This is a genomic window from Parviterribacter multiflagellatus, from assembly GCF_056863265.1.
The window spans coordinates 303708-318851 of the sequence record NZ_JBXPIZ010000010.1 but is presented as its reverse complement, the minus strand read 5'-3'; the positions used below and the strand labels follow the sequence as shown (position 1 = coordinate 318851).

At 72.7% G+C, this 15144-nt stretch carries 15 protein-coding genes and 1 pseudogene; 11 read left to right on the top strand and 5 right to left on the bottom strand.

All coding sequences use genetic code 11. The features are described 5' to 3' along the window. The 3 genes and pseudogenes from AC1UE5_RS22155 to AC1UE5_RS22145 form a co-directional block, all read right to left on the bottom strand. Window positions 1-412 (bottom strand): annotated as a pseudogene (locus AC1UE5_RS22155) (hypothetical protein); the annotation flags it as partial. Window positions 413-440: 28 nt separating this feature from the next. After that, window positions 441-2360, bottom strand: coding sequence for a polysaccharide biosynthesis protein (locus AC1UE5_RS22150; protein WP_482927656.1), 1920 nt, complete (start codon window positions 2358-2360; stop codon window positions 441-443). A 36-nt stretch (window positions 2361-2396) separates the two neighbouring features. After that, complete coding sequence (locus AC1UE5_RS22145) at window positions 2397-3485, bottom strand: DegT/DnrJ/EryC1/StrS family aminotransferase (RefSeq protein WP_482927654.1); 1089 nt, start codon at window positions 3483-3485, stop codon at window positions 2397-2399. 63 nt (window positions 3486-3548) lie between these two features. Between AC1UE5_RS22145 and AC1UE5_RS22140 the strand changes: the two genes are divergently transcribed. From AC1UE5_RS22140 to purM, 3 genes are read left to right on the top strand one after another with little or no spacing between them, the layout of a single operon-like run. Beyond that, on the top strand, window positions 3549-4202 hold the full coding sequence (locus AC1UE5_RS22140) for a DedA family protein (RefSeq protein ID WP_482927652.1): 654 nt from the start codon (window positions 3549-3551) through the stop codon (window positions 4200-4202). Then, window positions 4189-5709 (top strand): SDR family NAD(P)-dependent oxidoreductase, encoded by a 1521-nt coding sequence (locus AC1UE5_RS22135; protein WP_482927650.1) that lies wholly within the window; start codon window positions 4189-4191, stop codon window positions 5707-5709. Before AC1UE5_RS22140 ends, AC1UE5_RS22135 begins: the two co-directional genes overlap by 14 nt. Beyond that, window positions 5702-6703: a phosphoribosylformylglycinamidine cyclo-ligase gene (gene purM / locus AC1UE5_RS22130; protein ID WP_482927648.1), complete on the top strand. Its 1002-nt coding sequence runs from the start codon at window positions 5702-5704 to the stop codon at window positions 6701-6703. Before AC1UE5_RS22135 ends, purM begins: the two co-directional genes overlap by 8 nt. Here purM and AC1UE5_RS22125 read toward each other — a convergent pair. Further along, a complete protein-coding gene (locus tag AC1UE5_RS22125; protein WP_482927664.1) occupies window positions 6694-7215 on the bottom strand; it encodes a TetR/AcrR family transcriptional regulator in 522 nt (173 codons plus the stop codon). The genes purM and AC1UE5_RS22125 overlap by 10 nt on opposite strands. A gap of 32 nt (window positions 7216-7247) precedes the next feature. On the opposite strand from AC1UE5_RS22125, the gene AC1UE5_RS22120 reads away from it, so the two are divergent. Next, window positions 7248-8078: an NAD(P)-dependent oxidoreductase gene (locus tag AC1UE5_RS22120; RefSeq protein ID WP_482927646.1), complete on the top strand. Its 831-nt coding sequence runs from the start codon at window positions 7248-7250 to the stop codon at window positions 8076-8078. Here AC1UE5_RS22120 and AC1UE5_RS22115 read toward each other — a convergent pair. Further along, window positions 8075-8335 carry a hypothetical protein gene (locus AC1UE5_RS22115; RefSeq protein ID WP_482927644.1) on the bottom strand — a complete coding sequence of 87 codons (261 nt, stop codon included), beginning with the start codon at window positions 8333-8335 and terminating at the stop codon, window positions 8075-8077. The two genes, AC1UE5_RS22120 and AC1UE5_RS22115, sit on opposite strands and share 4 nt — an antisense overlap. Before the next feature lie 384 nt (window positions 8336-8719). Here AC1UE5_RS22115 and AC1UE5_RS22110 point away from each other — a divergent pair, with 384 nt between their 5' ends. From AC1UE5_RS22110 to AC1UE5_RS22080, 7 genes are all read left to right on the top strand, one after another. Next, entirely contained in the window at window positions 8720-9532 is an 813-nt protein-coding gene (locus AC1UE5_RS22110; RefSeq protein WP_482927642.1) for a sigma-70 family RNA polymerase sigma factor, read from the top strand. An 89-nt stretch (window positions 9533-9621) separates the two neighbouring features. Then, window positions 9622-10062, top strand: a complete 441-nt coding sequence (locus AC1UE5_RS22105; protein ID WP_482927639.1) for a chemotaxis protein CheW — start codon at window positions 9622-9624, stop codon at window positions 10060-10062. Between the two features lie 35 nt (window positions 10063-10097). Beyond that, complete coding sequence (cheB, locus tag AC1UE5_RS22100; protein ID WP_482927637.1) at window positions 10098-11225, top strand: chemotaxis-specific protein-glutamate methyltransferase CheB; 1128 nt, start codon at window positions 10098-10100, stop codon at window positions 11223-11225. Beyond that, window positions 11222-12070: a CheR family methyltransferase gene (locus tag AC1UE5_RS22095; protein WP_482927635.1), complete on the top strand. Its 849-nt coding sequence runs from the start codon at window positions 11222-11224 to the stop codon at window positions 12068-12070. The genes cheB and AC1UE5_RS22095 overlap by 4 nt, the downstream gene beginning before the upstream one ends. Then, window positions 12070-14031 (top strand): chemotaxis protein CheW, encoded by a 1962-nt coding sequence (locus tag AC1UE5_RS22090; RefSeq protein ID WP_482927633.1) that lies wholly within the window; start codon window positions 12070-12072, stop codon window positions 14029-14031. Before AC1UE5_RS22095 ends, AC1UE5_RS22090 begins: the two co-directional genes overlap by 1 nt. 19 nt (window positions 14032-14050) lie before the next feature. Then, window positions 14051-14641 carry a chemotaxis protein CheC gene (locus AC1UE5_RS22085; RefSeq protein WP_482927631.1) on the top strand — a complete coding sequence of 197 codons (591 nt, stop codon included), beginning with the start codon at window positions 14051-14053 and terminating at the stop codon, window positions 14639-14641. Beyond that, a complete protein-coding gene (locus AC1UE5_RS22080) occupies window positions 14641-15132 on the top strand; it encodes a chemotaxis protein CheD (RefSeq protein ID WP_482927629.1) in 492 nt (163 codons plus the stop codon). Before AC1UE5_RS22085 ends, AC1UE5_RS22080 begins: the two co-directional genes overlap by 1 nt. Window positions 15133-15144 lie beyond the last annotated feature (12 nt).

Here is a 15144-nt window from a genome sequence, read left to right as displayed (position 1 = left end):
CGAACGCGTACTTGGCGAGGATCTTGTCCGCGCACTTGATGCACGCCGAGACGCCCGAGCCGGTGTACGGGATGCCGAGCACCTCGAGCACCTCCTGCACGGTCCCGTCCTCGCCGTCGTGGCCGTGCACGGCGATGAACGCGACGTCCGGCGCGGCGGCGCGCTGCTGCGCGGCGGCGGTCTGCGGCTGGCCGGGCCGGATCGGCTGGCGCGCGACCGGACGGCGCGCGGCCTCGACGGCGCGCTGCTCGAGCTCCGCCGCCCGCTCCGGCGCGCGGCCGGCCCACTCGCGTAGGCGCTTGACCTCGCGGGCCTGGGCGAAGTAGAGGAGCGACAGGACGGCGAGGCCGAGCACCGATGCGGCGCCCGCGTAGCCCCCGTAGTCCTTGATGAGGTCGAACAGCTCGTTCACGGCAGAAGTCGGGCAGTCTAGGGACCAGCTACGTGCCTGCCCCGATGGCAGGCGGCTGGCGGAAGCTCGACAGCTCCGAGACCTTACGCGCCAGACCGGCCGCGTCGCCCTCCAGCACGAGCAGACCGATCTCGTCGAACATGCCGTCCACCTCGCCCGGCTGGAGCGGGTCGCGCTCGGCGCGGAGGATCTTCTCCGCAGGCGTCGGCTGCGGGCGCTCGTACGGGTTGAACAGCTCCTCGTGCAACTTCTCGCCCGGGCGGCGGCCGACGATGTCGATCGCGATGTCGACGTCCGGCTTGAGCCCCGACAGCTCGATCATGTCGCGGGCCAGCTGCACGATCGAGACCGGCTCGCCCATGTCGAGCACGTAGACCTCGCCGCCCTGCCCCAGCGAGCCGGAGCGGATGATCAGCTGCACGGCCTCCGGGATCGTCATGAAGTAGCGGGTCATGCGCTCGTCGGTGATCGTCACCGGGCCGCCCTTGGCGATCTGGCGGCGGAAGATCGGGACGACCGAGCCGGACGAGCCGAGCACGTTGCCGAACCGGACGGCCGCGTAGCGCGTGCCCGGGAAGCGCTGCGACTCGGCCTCCACCGCGAACTCCGCGAGCGCCTTCGAGGCGCCCATCACGGTCGCCGGCGTGACGGCCTTGTCGGTGGAGACGAGGACGAAGTGCTTGACCTGCGTCTGGCCCGCGATGCGTGCCATGACGCGCGTGGCGAGCGCGTTGTTGCGCACGGCCTCGACCGGGTTGGCCTCCATCAGCCCGACGTGCTTGTAGGCGGCCGCGTGGAAGACGACGGTGGGGCGGTGCTCGGCGAAGATCTCGCGCATCCGCTCCTCCTCCTTGCAGTCGCCGAGCGTCGAGACGACGACGCCGGGGTGCACGTGGCGGTCCTCGAGCAGCTCGCGCTCGATCCGGAAGAGGTTGTCCTCGGCGTGGTCGACGAGGATCAGCCGCCGCGGCGCGACGCGCGAGATCTGGCGGCACAGCTCGGAGCCGATCGAGCCGCCCGCGCCGCTGACGAGGACGATCTCGCCCGAGAGGTACGCGCCGACGCGGTCGACCTCCATCACGACGGGCTCGCGGCCCAGGAGGTCCTCGATCTGCACCTCGCGCACCTGGCGGACGAGCTCGCCGCCGGTCTGCAGGAGCTCGAACACCGTCGGCAGCGTGCGGACCACGATGCCGCGCTCGCGGCAGGCCCGCGCGACGCGGGCGCGCAGCGTGCCGGGCGCCGACGGGATCGCGATCATCACCTCGTCGGGCTCGGCGTCGTCCAGGATGCGCTCCAGGTCGCCGTCGGTGTCGCCGAGCACCTTCACGCCCTCGATCCGCATGCCGCGCAGGCGCGGGTCGTCGTCGACGAAGCCGACGGGGGACAGCCGCAGCTGCGGGTTGCGGAGCATCTCGCGCAGGACCAGGCGGCCGCCGTCGCCGGCGCCCACGATGAGCACCGCGCGCGCGTCGTGGCGCATGCGGAAGCCGTGGCGCCGCTCGTGCACCGCGCGGGCGACGAGCCGCGCGCCCAGCGTGAACGCGAGCATCATCAGTAGGTAGAGCGCGAGCACGCCGTTCGGGATCGCCACGCCGACGATGCCCTCGCCGGTGCCGCGCTGGACCGGTGACACGACGGCGACGTAGGTGGCGACCGCGGCGGTCGCGATCAGGCACGCGACGACGTTGGTCTCCAGGTCGCGCAGCGACGAGTAGCGCCACCACTTCTGGTAGAGCCGGAAGAGCGTGAAGATCGCCAGCGGGATGACCACCGCCGGGATCGCCGTGGCCTCGTACAGCTCCTCGTAGCGCAGCGGCAGGAGGTCGTCGAAGCGCAGCCGGTAGGCCAGGAAGTAGGCGAGGGCGACCAGCACCCCGTCGGCCGCGAGCTGCGGAAGCGAATGGCGGTGCAGGGGAACGGCCGCGGAGCGGAGCCGACGGCGCATCGCCCAGATGGTACCCGGGCCCGCGGACCCGCCCGTCTACACGGCGGTGCGGATGGCCTCGACCACGTCGTGCACCTGCCCGCGCGTGAGCGCGGGGCCGAACGGGATCGCGAGGTGCTCGCGGGCGGCCTGCTCGGTCCCCGGGAGCAGCACCGACGGCGGCCACGGGCGCATGGCCTCCTGCAGGTGGACCGGCACGCGGTAGTAGCCGCGGGCCTGCACGCCGAGGTCGGGGAGCTTGGCCTCGATCCGCGCCGCGTCCGGGTGACGGATCACGTAGAGGTGCCACGCGGGGTCGCTCCCCGGCGCCGCGACCGGCAGCCCGACCAGCCCGCCCAGGCCCTCCTCGACGTACCACCGCGCGACCTGCCGCCGCTGCGCGCACCACGCGTCGAGGTGCGGCAGCAGCACGCGCAGCCACGCGGCCTGCACCTCGTCGAGGCGGCTGTTGTAGCCGACCTCCTCGTAGCTGACCTTGTCGTGCGAGCCGTGGAAGCGGAAGACCCGCGCGCGCTCGGCCAGGCCCGGGTCGCTGGTCGTGATCGCGCCGCCGTCCCCGAACGCCCCGAGGTTCTTCGACGGGTAGAAGGAGAACGTCGCGATGTCGCCCAGCGCGCCGGGGCGGCGGCCGTCGGCGGCGATCGACCCGGCGGCCTGCGCGGCGTCCTCGAGGATCGGCACGTCGCCCGCCACCGCGCGGATCGCGTCGACGTCGACGACGTTGCCGAACAGGTGGACGACGACGATCGCCTTCGTCTCCGGCGTCAGCGCCGCCTCGACCGTCTCCGGCGTGACGAGGAACGTCTCCGGATCGACGTCGCAGAAGACGGGACGCGCGCCGGTCGGCGGGATCGCCTCCGCGCTCGCGTAGAACGTGAAGCTCGGGACGACCACGTCGTCGCCCGGGCCGACCCCCAGCGCGCGGAGGGCGACGGTGATCGCATCGGTGCCGTTCGCGACGCCGACCGCCTCGGCGGCGCCGGTGTACGCGGCGAGGTCGCTCTCGAAGGCCGCGACCTCCGGCCCGAGGATGTACGCGCCGCCGTCGATCACGCGCGCGACCGCGGCGTGCAGCTCGTCGCGCAGCGGCGCGAGCGGCGAGGACGTGTCGAAGAGCCCGATCACGACGGGGGAAGCTATCGCCCGCGCTCAGCGAACCCCCAGGGTGACCTTCTAGTCTGCGTCGCCGTGCTCGTGACCCTCGCATCGATCACCGACCCGCTCGTCGAGTTCGCCACCAACGTCGTGGGCGACCTCGGGCTGCCCGGCGTCTTCCTGCTGATGCTCGTCGAGAGCGCCTGCATCCCGGTGCCGAGCGAGGCGACGATGCTCTTCGCCGGCTTCAACGTGTCCGAGGGCGAGTACTCGCTGATCGCAGTGACGCTGGTGGGCTCGTTCGCCAACCTGGTCGGCTCGTGGGTCGCCTACGCGGTCGGCTACTACGGCCGCGTCGACATCCTCGAGAAGCACGGCAAGAAGCTCCACATCAAGCCGTCGCACCTGCAGATGGCCGACCGGTGGTTCGAGAAGCACGGCGACGTGACCGTGCTCGTCACGCGCATGCTGCCGATCGTGCGGACGTTCATCTCGCTGCCCGCGGGCGTCGCGCGGATGCCGTTCCTGCGCTTCTCGGTGCTGACCTTCATCGGCTGCCTGCCGTGGGTCTTCGTCCTCACGTTCATCGGCCAGCAGGTCGGCGAGCGGTGGGAGGACTGGAAGGACTCGCTGCACTACTTCGACTACACGGTCGCGGCGGCGATCGTCGTGGGCGCGATCTACCTCTTCGTCAAGTACCGGCGGAACAAGGCTCAGGGCGAGCCCGCCGTCGATGCGGCCGGCTAGCGCCGCGCTCCTCGGGCTGCTCCACGGGCCGGCGGAGCTGCTGCCGGTCTCCTCGTCGGCGCACGCCGCGCTCGCCCTCCAGGGCGTGGATCCGGAGCGGCGGAAGGAGCTGGAGGTCGCCCTCCACGCCGGGACGCTCGCCGCGCTCGGGCTGCCGCGCCCCTCCCGCCACCTCGCGCTCTCCACGCTCCCCGCGGCCGCGGCCGGGCTCCTCTTCGAGCGGCCGATCGAACGGCGCCTCGGGACGCCCCGCACCATCGCCGTCGGGCTCGTCGCCGGCGGCGTCGCGATGGCGCTGGCCGACCGGTCGGCGCGCCGCCGCGCCGCGCTCACCGACCGCGCCGCGTTGGCCGTCGGCGTCGCGCAGGCCGCCGCGCTCTTCCCCGGCGTCTCGCGCCACGGCGCGGCCCTCACCGCGCTGCGCGCGCTCGGGTTCGGGCGCGAGGACGCGCACCGCATCTCGCGCGAGGCGTCCAAGCCGGTGCTGCTCGGCGCGACGGTGCTCAAGGGCGGCCGCGCGCTCGCGCGCGCGGGCGACCTCGCGCCGCTGGCCGCCGCCGCGGCGGGCTCCGCGGTGTCCACGTACGCGACACGCCGCGCGCTCGACGGGCGGTGGGAGCGGCTCCCGCTCTGGCCCCTCGCGCTCTACCGCGCCGCGCTGGCCGCTAGCGTCTCGCGCACCATGCCCGCCGCCCCTTCGCTTTCCGGCCAGGTCATCGCCATCACCGGAGCCGCCCGCGGCATCGGGTTCGCCACCGCGCAGGAGCTGCAGCGGCGCGGTGCGCGCGTCGCCATCGGCGACGTCGTCGGGCACGAGGAGGCGGGCGCCGCGCTCGGCGTCCCGGCCTTCGCCTGCGACGTCACCGACCGCGCGTCGTTCACCGCGTTCCTCGACGGGGTGGAGGCCGAGCTCGGCCCGCTCGACGTCCTGATCAACAACGCCGGCATCGCGCCGCTCGGGGCGTTCGCCGACGAGGACGACGCGATCACGCGCAAGATCCTCGACGTCGACCTGTTCGGGGTCGCGCTCGGCTCCAAGCTCGCCATCGCGCGCATGCGCCCGCGCGGGCGCGGGCGGATCGTCAACGTCGCCTCCGCCGCCGCGCGGTTCGGGACGTCCGGGCTCGTCACGTACTCCGCCGCCAAGCACGGCGTGCTCGGGCTGACCGAGACGCTCCGGCTGGAGCTGCGCGGGAGCGGCGTGGAGACGTCGGTCGTGCTGCCCGGCCCGGTCGAGACGGACATGATCGCCGGCACCCGCCGCACGAAGAAGCTCCAGGTCATCGAGCCCGAGGACGCCGCGCGCGCGATCGCAGACGGCATCGCTCGCGGCTCCGCCGAGATCTGGGTGCCGAAGGTGAACGACGTGCTGCACCGCCTGACCGCGCCGTTCGGGTCGCGGTTCCAGCAGCGGCTGCTGCGGCTGCTGGAGGCGGACCGGATGTACACGGAGGTCGACGAGCAGCGTCGGTCCGAGATCGAGGAGAGGATGCGCGCCGGTGTCTGACGCCTACGCCGCTGCCGGAGTCGACATCGACAAGTCCGACGAGGCGGTCGACGCGCTCGTCGGCGTGCTGAAGGGGCTGTCGGTCACCAAGCGCACGGTCGACCTGCCGGGGCACTACGCGTCGGTGCTGCGGGTGAGCGACACACTCGGCATCGCGTTCGGCACCGACGGCGTCGGCTCCAAGCTCGTCGTCGCGGAGGAGACCGGGCGCGTCGAGACGGTCGGCATCGACTGCGTCGCGATGAACGTCAACGACATCATCTGCGTGGGCGCGGAGCCGATCGCGCTGGTGGACTACGTCGCGGTCGAGCAGCCGGACCCGGAGCGACTGGCCGCGATCGCGCGCGGGCTGGCGCGCGGCGCGGAGCTGGCGAACTGCGAGATCCCCGGCGGCGAGGTCGCGGTGCTGCCCGAGCTGATCAAGGGCCACCCGTCGCCGCACGGCTTCGACCTCTGCGCGTCGTGCATCGGCACGGTGCCGCTCGACGGGATCGTCACCGGCCGCGAGGTCGCGCCCGGCGACGCGCTGATCGGCCTGCCCTCGTCGGGCCTGCACTCCAACGGCTACACCCTCGCGCGCGCCGCGCTCTCGTCGCTGGCGTACGACGACACCCCGCCGGAGCTGGGCGGCCAGACCGTCGCCGACGTGCTGCTCGAGCCGACCGTCATCTACGTCCGCGCGATCATGGAGCTGCTGCGCTCCGACGTGCCCGTGCACGGGCTCGCGCACATCACCGGCGGCGGCACCGACAACCTCCTGCGCCTCCGCGACGACGTGGTCTACGACGTGACGGATCCGCTGCCGGTCCCGCCGGTCTTCGGCCTGGTGCAGAAGCTCGGCAACGTCTCGGACACCGAGATGAAGCGCGTCTTCAACATGGGCTGCGGCTTCGTCTGCGTCGTCCCGGCCGACCACGCCGACGCCGCGGCGGAGCTCCTCGCGGCGCACCACCCGGGAACGCGCCGCATCGGCACGGTCCGCGCTCAGCGGTAGGACGCGACCAGCCGTCCGAGGTGCACGCCCGCGACGCGGAGCGGCTCCTCGGACCGGGCGATCCGTGACGCGAGCGCGGCGCCCTCCAGCGTGCCGATCGCGGTGCAGGCCAGGTCGCGCGCGTCGGCGTCGCCGATGCCCGCTCGGTGCAGCCGGGCGGACAGGATCGCCTGCCACGCGTCGAGCGCCTCCGCGATCGCCTGCTCGACCGCGGGCGCGCGGCCTGCGGTCTCGAGCGCGGTCGCGGTGAACGAGCAGGCGTCCGCCCAGTCGCTCTCCCGCAGCTCGGCGGCGAGCATCCGGGTGCACGTCGCGAGCGCCTCGCCGGGGTCCTCCTCGGCGTCCAGCGCGGAGCGCAGCGCGTCGGCGAACTGCTGCGCGCTGAGGCGGATCGCCTCGGCCGCGAGCTCCTGCTTGCCGCCCGGGAAGAAGTGGTACACGGACCCGAGCGCCGCCTCGGCGTCGCGCGCGACCTGCTTGATCCCGGTCGCCTCGTAGCCCTGTCGCTGCAGCAGCCGGGACGTCGCGCATCGGGCTCGGGGCGATGGGTCGCGCGATCACCGCCGCGCTCCTCGATCGCGACCACCCGACGACCGTGTGGAACCGCACGGCGAGCCGGATCGACGGGGCCGCAGCGCAGGGTGCGATCCCTGCACGGACCGTGGAGGACGCGCTGGCGGCGTCCGAGCTCGTGCTGGCGAGCCTGAGCGACCACGACGCGCTGCACTCCGTCCTGAAGCCGGCGGCTGGCGCGCTGCGCGGCCGGGTCGTGGTCAACCTCAGCTCGGGCACCCCGGCGCAGGCGCGCCGCGCCGCGGAGTGGGCGGCGAGCCACGGCGCCCGGTACCTGGCCGGCGGCGTGCGCACGGCGCCCGCGGGCATCGGCACCCCGGACGCGGTGACGTTCTACAGCGGCCCGCGCGAGGTCTTCGACGCCCACGCGCCGACGCTCGAAGCTCTGACCGGCACGGACTACCGCGGCGCCGACCCCGGGCTGGCGCTCCTCCACTACCAGCTCGAGGAGGCGCTGCTGTGGACGACGATGCTCGGCTATCTCCACGCCGCCGCGCTCGCCGGCGCGCACGGCGTGTCCGCGCAGGAGCTCGAGCCGTTCGCGACCCGGACGCTGTCCGCCGCCCAGGAGCTGATCGCGTTCGTCGGCCCGCGCATCGACGCCGACGACCACCCGGGCGACCTCGACCGGCTGGCGACCGGTCTGGCGAGCATCGACCACGTCGTCGGGACGACGCGCGACGCCGGCGTGGACGCGACGATCCCCACCGCGCTCCGTGAGGTGTTCGCGCGCGGTGTCGCGGCCGGCCACGGCGCCGAGAGCGCCAGCAGCCTCGTGCGGATCCTCGGGGCCGCCCGCTAGGCGGCAGGAGGGTCGAACCCGAGGATCTCGGCGAGGCCCACGGAGCGCACGACGTCGCCCTCGAGCGAGCGGAGCTCGGCGCGCACACGGCCGCCGTCGCGGGGGAGGTCGAACCGAAGCTCGTGGCCCTGGGCAAGCAGCGCGTCGTAGACGCGGCCGGCGAGATCCATCTCGTCGAGGACCTCGTCGGGGACGCTCTCCGGGTGGCGCAGGGCGCGCCACTCGGTGAGATCGATGACGTTGTCGGCGGCGGACACGAGTGGGTCATCGGTGGCCCGGCCCACCGCTTGACGGTCTGAGCGGACCGAGAAGCCGAGTGTCGTAGTCGGGTGGCACGTCGGCCCACATCGGCCGATAGGCGCCCCGCCCTCGGTCGATCGGCCGACGCCGTGAGCGCGCGCGCCCGCGCACACACGAGGCATCCCCACTTCTGGGGATGGACGCTCTGGACGATCGATGTCCGCGACATCCCGATTGCGGGGATGTTGGACCCCCGCCGGCCTGCCGATACCCCTCGCAGTCCGGCGGCGTTACCCCACGCACCGGACGGAAGTTCCCCCACGCAGTACCGGCGGTTCCCCAGACACGCCGGCTGACACCCGTCCGTCCGTCCCCAGTCCCCCACATCAAGGAGTCTCCCCGTGCTGACGCACACCACCCCGCGCGGCCGCGTGTCCGCTGAGGACGCCCTCGCGCTCTGGCAGGACTACCAGCGCACCAACGACAAGGCGCTGCGCGACCGCCTCGTGCTGACCTTCGCCCCGCTGGTCAAGTACATCGTCTACAAGAAGGTGCGCGAGATGCCGGCGCGCTGCGACGTCGAGGACTTCATGTCCTGCGGCCTCGAGGCGCTGATCCAGTCCGTCGACCGGTACGACCCGGCCAAGGGCGCGACGCTCGAGCAGTACATCTGGACCCGCGTCCACGGCGCCGTGCTCGACGAGCTCCGCCGCCAGGACTGGGCTCCGCGCTCGGTGCGCCGCTGGGAGCGCGACATGCACAAGGCCGTCGAGGAGTTCGTCGTCCTGCACCGCCGCCGCCCGACGCGCGAGGAGCTCGCCGACTCGCTCGGCATCGCCGTCAAGGAGCTGCGCCGCCGCCAGGACGAGATCTCGCAGTCCGACCTCACCTCGCTCAACGCGCTGGTCCTCGCCGACGACGAGACGACCATCGAGCGCGTCGACACGCTCGCCGACGGCGACATCCGCAACGACCCGGAGCACCAGGCCGCCCACACGGAGGCCAAGGAGAAGTTCCGCAGCGCCTTCGCGCAGCTCCCGCAGCGCGAGCGCGAGGTCGCGGTCCTGCTCTACGTCAAGAACCTCACGCTGGCCGAGATCGGCGAGATCCTCGGCGTCTCCGAGAGCCGCGTGTGCCAGATCCACAGCCAGACGAAGCGCACGCTCCGCAGCGCGCTGGCCGACGACGAGACGCTCTTCCGCCTGGTCGCATAGCTGGCGTCCAGGAGCCATAAAGAAGCGTTTCGCACGACCGATCACCACGAGAGCAACCCGACCTGACGCAAGGAAGCGCACCGACTCGCATGTCCACCTCCACTCAGCAGAGCACCCAGCAGCTCGTCGTCTTCGCCCTCGGCAACGAGGAGTACGCCCTGCCGATCCAGCAGGTGCAGGAGATCATCCGGTACTCCGAGCCGCGTGCCGTGTCGTCCGCCGAGCCGTGGGTCCGGGGCGTCATCTCCCTGCGCGGGAAGATCATCCCCGTCTTCGACCTCGGCATCCGGATCGGCGTCCACGCCGAGCCGACCGACGACCAGAAGATCGTCATCATCGAGACCGAGAGCGGCACCGCCGGCGTCATCGTCGACGAGGTCGAGGAGGTCCTGACGGTCGAGGCCGGCCAGCTCGACGAGGTCCCCGGCGCGGGCTCCGACGCCATCGACGCGATCGCGAAGATCGAGGACCGCCTCGTCGTGCTCCTGACCCCGGACGCCCTCCTCGCGGGCGCCGAGGCCTACGCGTAGCCCCACCGTTCCACCCGCGTCCGTTCCCCACGTTGATGCAGAGCGCTCCGCGCACACGTCCGGCTGCCTCCGTCCGGGTCGTCGTCACCGACGACTCGGGCTTCATGCGCCGGATCCTCGCCTCCGGCCTGCAGAAGAAGGGCCATCAGATCATCGGCGAAGCCAAGGACGGCGACGAGGCGCTCGAGCTCTGCGCGAAGCTGAAGCCCGACGTCCTCACGCTCGACCTGGCCATGCCCGGCCTCGACGGGATCGGCGTCCTCAAGGCCCTCAAGGCCAAGGGGATGGACATCCCGGTCGTCGTGGTGTCCGCGTTCTCCGCGGCCCAGGGCGCACGGGCCGTCGACGCCCTCGCCGAGGGCGCGTTCGAGCTCGCGCCGAAGCCCGCCACGGGCGAGCCGCTCGGCGAGTTCATCGACGACCTCGACAGCAAGGTCCGCCTCGCCGCGAAGTCGCGTGTCCGCCGCGCCCCCGCGCCCTGGCGTGCCCCGACGCGTCCCGCTCCCGCGGGCCCCAGCGCCCGCCGCCCGCTCACTGGCGCGCGCCCGGCGGCGGCGCCCGCTGCGCCGAAGCGTCCGGCCCGCCCGGCCGCGACGACCGGCAGCAGCTCGAAGATCGTCGCCATCGCCTGCTCCACGGGCGGCCCCAAGGCCCTCGCGGCGCTCGTGCCCCAGATCACCTCCGTGGGCGCGGGCGGGTTCATCGTCCAGCACATGCCGCCCGGCTTCACGGCGTCCCTCGCCAGCCGGCTCGACCGCGACTCGCGACTGACCGTCGTGGAGGCGCAGGGCGGCGAGCCCCTCAAGCCGAACACGCTGCTCATGGCGCCGGGTGGATCCCACCTGCGCCTGGACAGCGACAAGGCCCGCCTCAGCGACGACGCGCCCATCGGCGCGCTCCGCCCGCGGGCCGACCTCACCATCGTCGACGTCGCCAAGAAGTACGGCTCGCGCGTCGTCCTGGTCGTCCTGACCGGGATGGGCCGCGACGGCCTCGAGGGCGCGAAGGCCGTGCGCAAGCACGGCGGCCGCATCCTCTGCGAGGCCGAGTCCACCTGCACCGTCTACGGCATGCCCCGTGCCGTGGCCGAGGCGGGGCTGGCCGACGTCGTCGCCCCACTCGACGAACTTGCCGCCGCGATCGCCCAGGAGGTCGGTGCATGAGCACCTTCGCGCCGCGCCCCGCCAGCACCACCCGCCCGGGCGCTCCCACCACCAAGACCCCGTCTGCCGCAGGCGACGACTACGTCGCGCTCTGCGACGGCGTCAAGCGCCTGACGGGGATCGACCTGCACCAGTACAAGCGTGGCCAGATGGAGCGGCGCATCCGCACCTTCGCCACCAAGCAGGGCCACTCGGACCTCAAGAGCTACCTCAAGGTGCTCCAGGGCGACAAGGCCAAGGTCGACGAGTTCCTCGACCGCGTCACGATCAACGTGTCGCAGCTGTGGCGCAACCCGGAGCAGTGGACGCTGCTCGGCAAGACCGTCCTGCCCGAGCTGGCCCAGGAGAAGAACCAGGTCCGCGCGTGGAGCGCCGGCTGCTCCTACGGCGCCGAGGCCTACACGCTGGCCGCCGTCTCGCTCGCGAGCATCCCCAAGGCCCGCGTGACGATCAAGGGCACGGACATCGACAAGCGCATGGTCGAGCGGGCCCGTCGCGGCGTCTTCACCACCGAGGACGCGCGCTCGGCGCCGAAGGCCGACGTCGCCAAGTTCTTCACGCAGGACACGGGCGGGTACCACGCCAAGCCGGAGCTCAAGCGACTGGTCTCCTTCGAGACCGGGGATCTTCTGGTGAGTCGCATCCCGCAGGAGGCGTACGACCTCGTGCTCTGCCGCAACACCGTCATCTACTTCAACGAGGAAGTCCGCGACGCGCTCCACGAGCGCCTCGTGCAGTCCCTCCGGCCGGGTGGGGTGCTGATGATCGGCTCCACGGAGCGGGTCTCCAAGCCCCGCGAGCTCGGCCTCACCCCGACCCACCCCTTCGTCTACCGGAAGAGCTGATGGACGTCTCCGAGTACCTCCCGATGTTCCTGGCCGAGGCGCGCGAGCACCTCCAGGAGCTGAACATCGCCGTCGTGAAGATCGAGGAGACGCCTGACGACCAGGAGACCGTCGACGAGATCTTCCGCATCGCCCACTCCATGAAGGGCATGAGCGCGACCATGGGCTTCGCCGCGATGGCGGCCCTCACGCACCAGATGGAGGACGTCTTCGAGCTGCTGCGGCAGCGCAAGGGCGGGCTGGGCCAGGACGTCACCACGGTCCTGCTCCAGTGCCTGGACGCGATCGAGGCGAACGTCGACGCGATCGAGACCGACGGCGAGGAGAAGCTCGACCACGAGCCGCTCGTCGAGCAGCTGAAGGGCCTCGTAGGCGAGCGCACGGTCGAGCAGCACGTCGAGCGCCAGGGCGGCGCGGTCGAGGAGGAGGTCGCGCTGGCGAACGCCGCCGGCCGCCGGACCGTGCAGGTCACCGCCCGCCTCGACGACGAGTGCGGCATGGCCGGCGTGCGCGCCTTCATGGTGCTCAAGGCCCTCGAGGGCCACGGCGAGCTGGTCGGCTCCACCCCGACGCTCGACGGCTGCGACCAGTTCGAGGGCCGCGTGATCGAGGCGTTCGTCGCCACCGACGCCGAGCTCGAGACGCTGATCGCCGCCGCCAAGAACGTCACCGACGTCGCCGACGCGACCGCCGAGGAGAAGGTCACCGAGCCCGCTCCCGTCCCGGCCGCCGCCGTCGCCGGCAACGCGTCCACGGGTGGCACCCAGGATCCGCCGAAGGCTGCGAAGAAGACGGGCCAGACGGTCCGCATCGACGCCGACCGGCTCGACCAGCTCATGCACTTCATGGGCGAGCTCGTCGTGCACCGCACGCACCTCGAGTCGCTCGCGGTCCAGGCCGACGTGCCGGGTCTCGCGCAGGCGATGCAGGACCTCACCCGCACGTCGCAGGCGCTGCAGGCGATGGTCATGCAGGTCCGGATGATCCCGGTCGAGAGCGTCTTCATGCGCTTCCCGCGCCTGGTCCGCGACCTCTCGGCGAAGCTCGGCAAGCAGGTCGAGCTGGTGCTGAACGGCAAGGAGACCGAGCTCGACCGCACGGTCATCGAGGCGCTCGGCGACCCGATCGTCCACCTCGTCCGCAACTCGCTCGACCACGGCCTCGAGAGCCCCGAGCAGCGCGTCGCCGCCGGCAAGCCGGCCACCGGCACGCTCGAGATCTCGGCCCGCCACGCCGGCGGCAACGTGGTCATCACGGTCAAGGACGACGGCCGCGGGATCAACCCGGGCGCCATCGCCAAGAAGGCCGTCGAGCGCGGGCTCCTGCCCGCGGGCATGGAGCACACGGTCGACGCGGCCGCCGCCGTCGAGCTGCTCTTCACCCCGGGCTTCTCCACGGCCGAGGTCATGTCGGACATCTCCGGCCGTGGCGTCGGCATGGACGCGGTCCGCACCATCATCCGCGAGCTGGGCGGCGAGGTCGAGATGACCTCCGAGCCCGGCCAGGGCTCGAACACGCAGATCCGCCTCCCGCTGACGCTGGCCATCATGGCCGCGCTGCAGGTGGAGACGCGCGGGCTCCCGTTCGCGATCCCGCTCGACCGCGTCGAGCGCACGCTGCAGCTCCAGGACAGCTCGATCCGCTCCGTCGCCGGCCGCCGCATGCTGGTGCTCCGCGACAGCGCGATCCCGCTGCTGGACGCCGCGAGCGCGCTCGGCTACGAGCCGGTCGAGCACCACGACTACGCCGTGATCGTCCACGGCACGCAGGGCCGCGTCGCCCTGGCCGTCGAGAAGCTCGTCGGCCAGCGCGAGCTCGTCACCCGCCCGCTCCCGCCGGACGTCGGCGAGCGCGCGGCGGTGTCGGGCGGCGCCGTGCTGTCGGACGGCAACATCGCCCTCATCGTCGACTGCGATGCCATCTTCGGCCCCGCGCGAGGCCCCGCGCGCGCTGCCGCCTGATCCCTGAGGAGTCAGAACCGTGAGCAGCAAGTACACCGCGATGCAGCTGGACGCCCTCGGCGAGCTGGCCAACATCGGCTCCGGCACCGCCGCAACGGCGCTGTCGGGCATGATCGGCCAGCCCGTCGACGTCAGCGTGCCGAACGCGATGGCGCTCCCGCTCGCCGACGCGGTCGACGCCGCCGGCCCGGCCGAGACGCCGGTGACGGCCGTCGCCCTGCCGGTGATCGGCGACCTCGAGGGCATCGTCCTGATGCTCTTCGCCGACACGAGCGCCGACACGCTGTGCTCGATCCTCGGCGTCGAGGCCGGCACCGAGATGGGCTTCTCGGCCCTGAGCGAGATCGGCAACATCGTCGGCGCGTCGTACCTCGGCGCGCTCGGCTCCACGACCGGCGTCAACATCGAGCCGGGCCCGCCGCAGGCGGCGTCCGACATGCTCGGCGCGCTCGTCTCGTCGATCCTCGCCGCCTCCGCGGAGACGGCCGACATCGCCCTCCTCCTCGACTCGAACCTCATCATCGAGGGCACCGACGCGCAGGTCTCGTTCATCCTCGTGCCGAGCACGAAGAGCGTCAACGACCTCCTCGGACGGCTCGGGATCTCCTAGTGCAGTCCGCGGAGATCATGGTCCGCATGGGCGAGCACGCGATCTCCGCGAAGGGAGGTGCGGCGCTCGTCTCGATCGGACTCGGTTCATGCATCGGGCTGGCGCTGCTCGACCGGTCGCGCGGCGTCTTCGGACTCGCGCACGTGATGCTGCCCACCGCTCCCGCGGAGGGGCCGGGCGGCACGCCGGGCAAGTTCGGGGACCACGCCGTCCCCGCGCTGCTGGACATGATGGCCCGCAAGGGCTCCCGCCGGACCGGCCTGGAGGCCGTGCTGGTCGGGGGCGCGCGGATGTTCTCGATCGGCTCCTCGATGGACATCGGGGCCCGCAACGAGGCCGCCGCCCGGGAGGCGCTCAAGACCGCCCGGATCCCCATCGTGGCCGCGGAGACGAGCGGTTCGACGGGCCGCACGATCCGCGTTCATCCGACGGAGGGCATCGTGACGGTCAAGGCTGCGGGCGGGAAGCCGACAACCCTGTACGGGGGCTAGGTCCCCCGCTCA

Bases quoted from the DNA above. Each gene is read 5' to 3' on its own strand.
- AC1UE5_RS22150 (WP_482927656.1), bottom strand. From the start codon at position 2,360: ATGCGCCGTCGGCTCCGCTCCGCGGCCGTTCCCCTGCACCGCCATTCG.
- AC1UE5_RS22135 (WP_482927650.1), top strand. From the start codon at position 4,189: ATGCGGCCGGCTAGCGCCGCGCTCCTCGGGCTGCTCCACGGGCCGGCG.
- AC1UE5_RS22120 (WP_482927646.1), top strand. From the start codon at position 7,248: ATGGGTCGCGCGATCACCGCCGCGCTCCTCGATCGCGACCACCCGACG.
- AC1UE5_RS22105 (WP_482927639.1), top strand. From the start codon at position 9,622: ATGTCCACCTCCACTCAGCAGAGCACCCAGCAGCTCGTCGTCTTCGCC.
- cheB (WP_482927637.1), top strand. From the start codon at position 10,098: ATGCAGAGCGCTCCGCGCACACGTCCGGCTGCCTCCGTCCGGGTCGTC.
- AC1UE5_RS22095 (WP_482927635.1), top strand. From the start codon at position 11,222: ATGAGCACCTTCGCGCCGCGCCCCGCCAGCACCACCCGCCCGGGCGCT.
- AC1UE5_RS22090 (WP_482927633.1), top strand. From the start codon at position 12,070: ATGGACGTCTCCGAGTACCTCCCGATGTTCCTGGCCGAGGCGCGCGAG.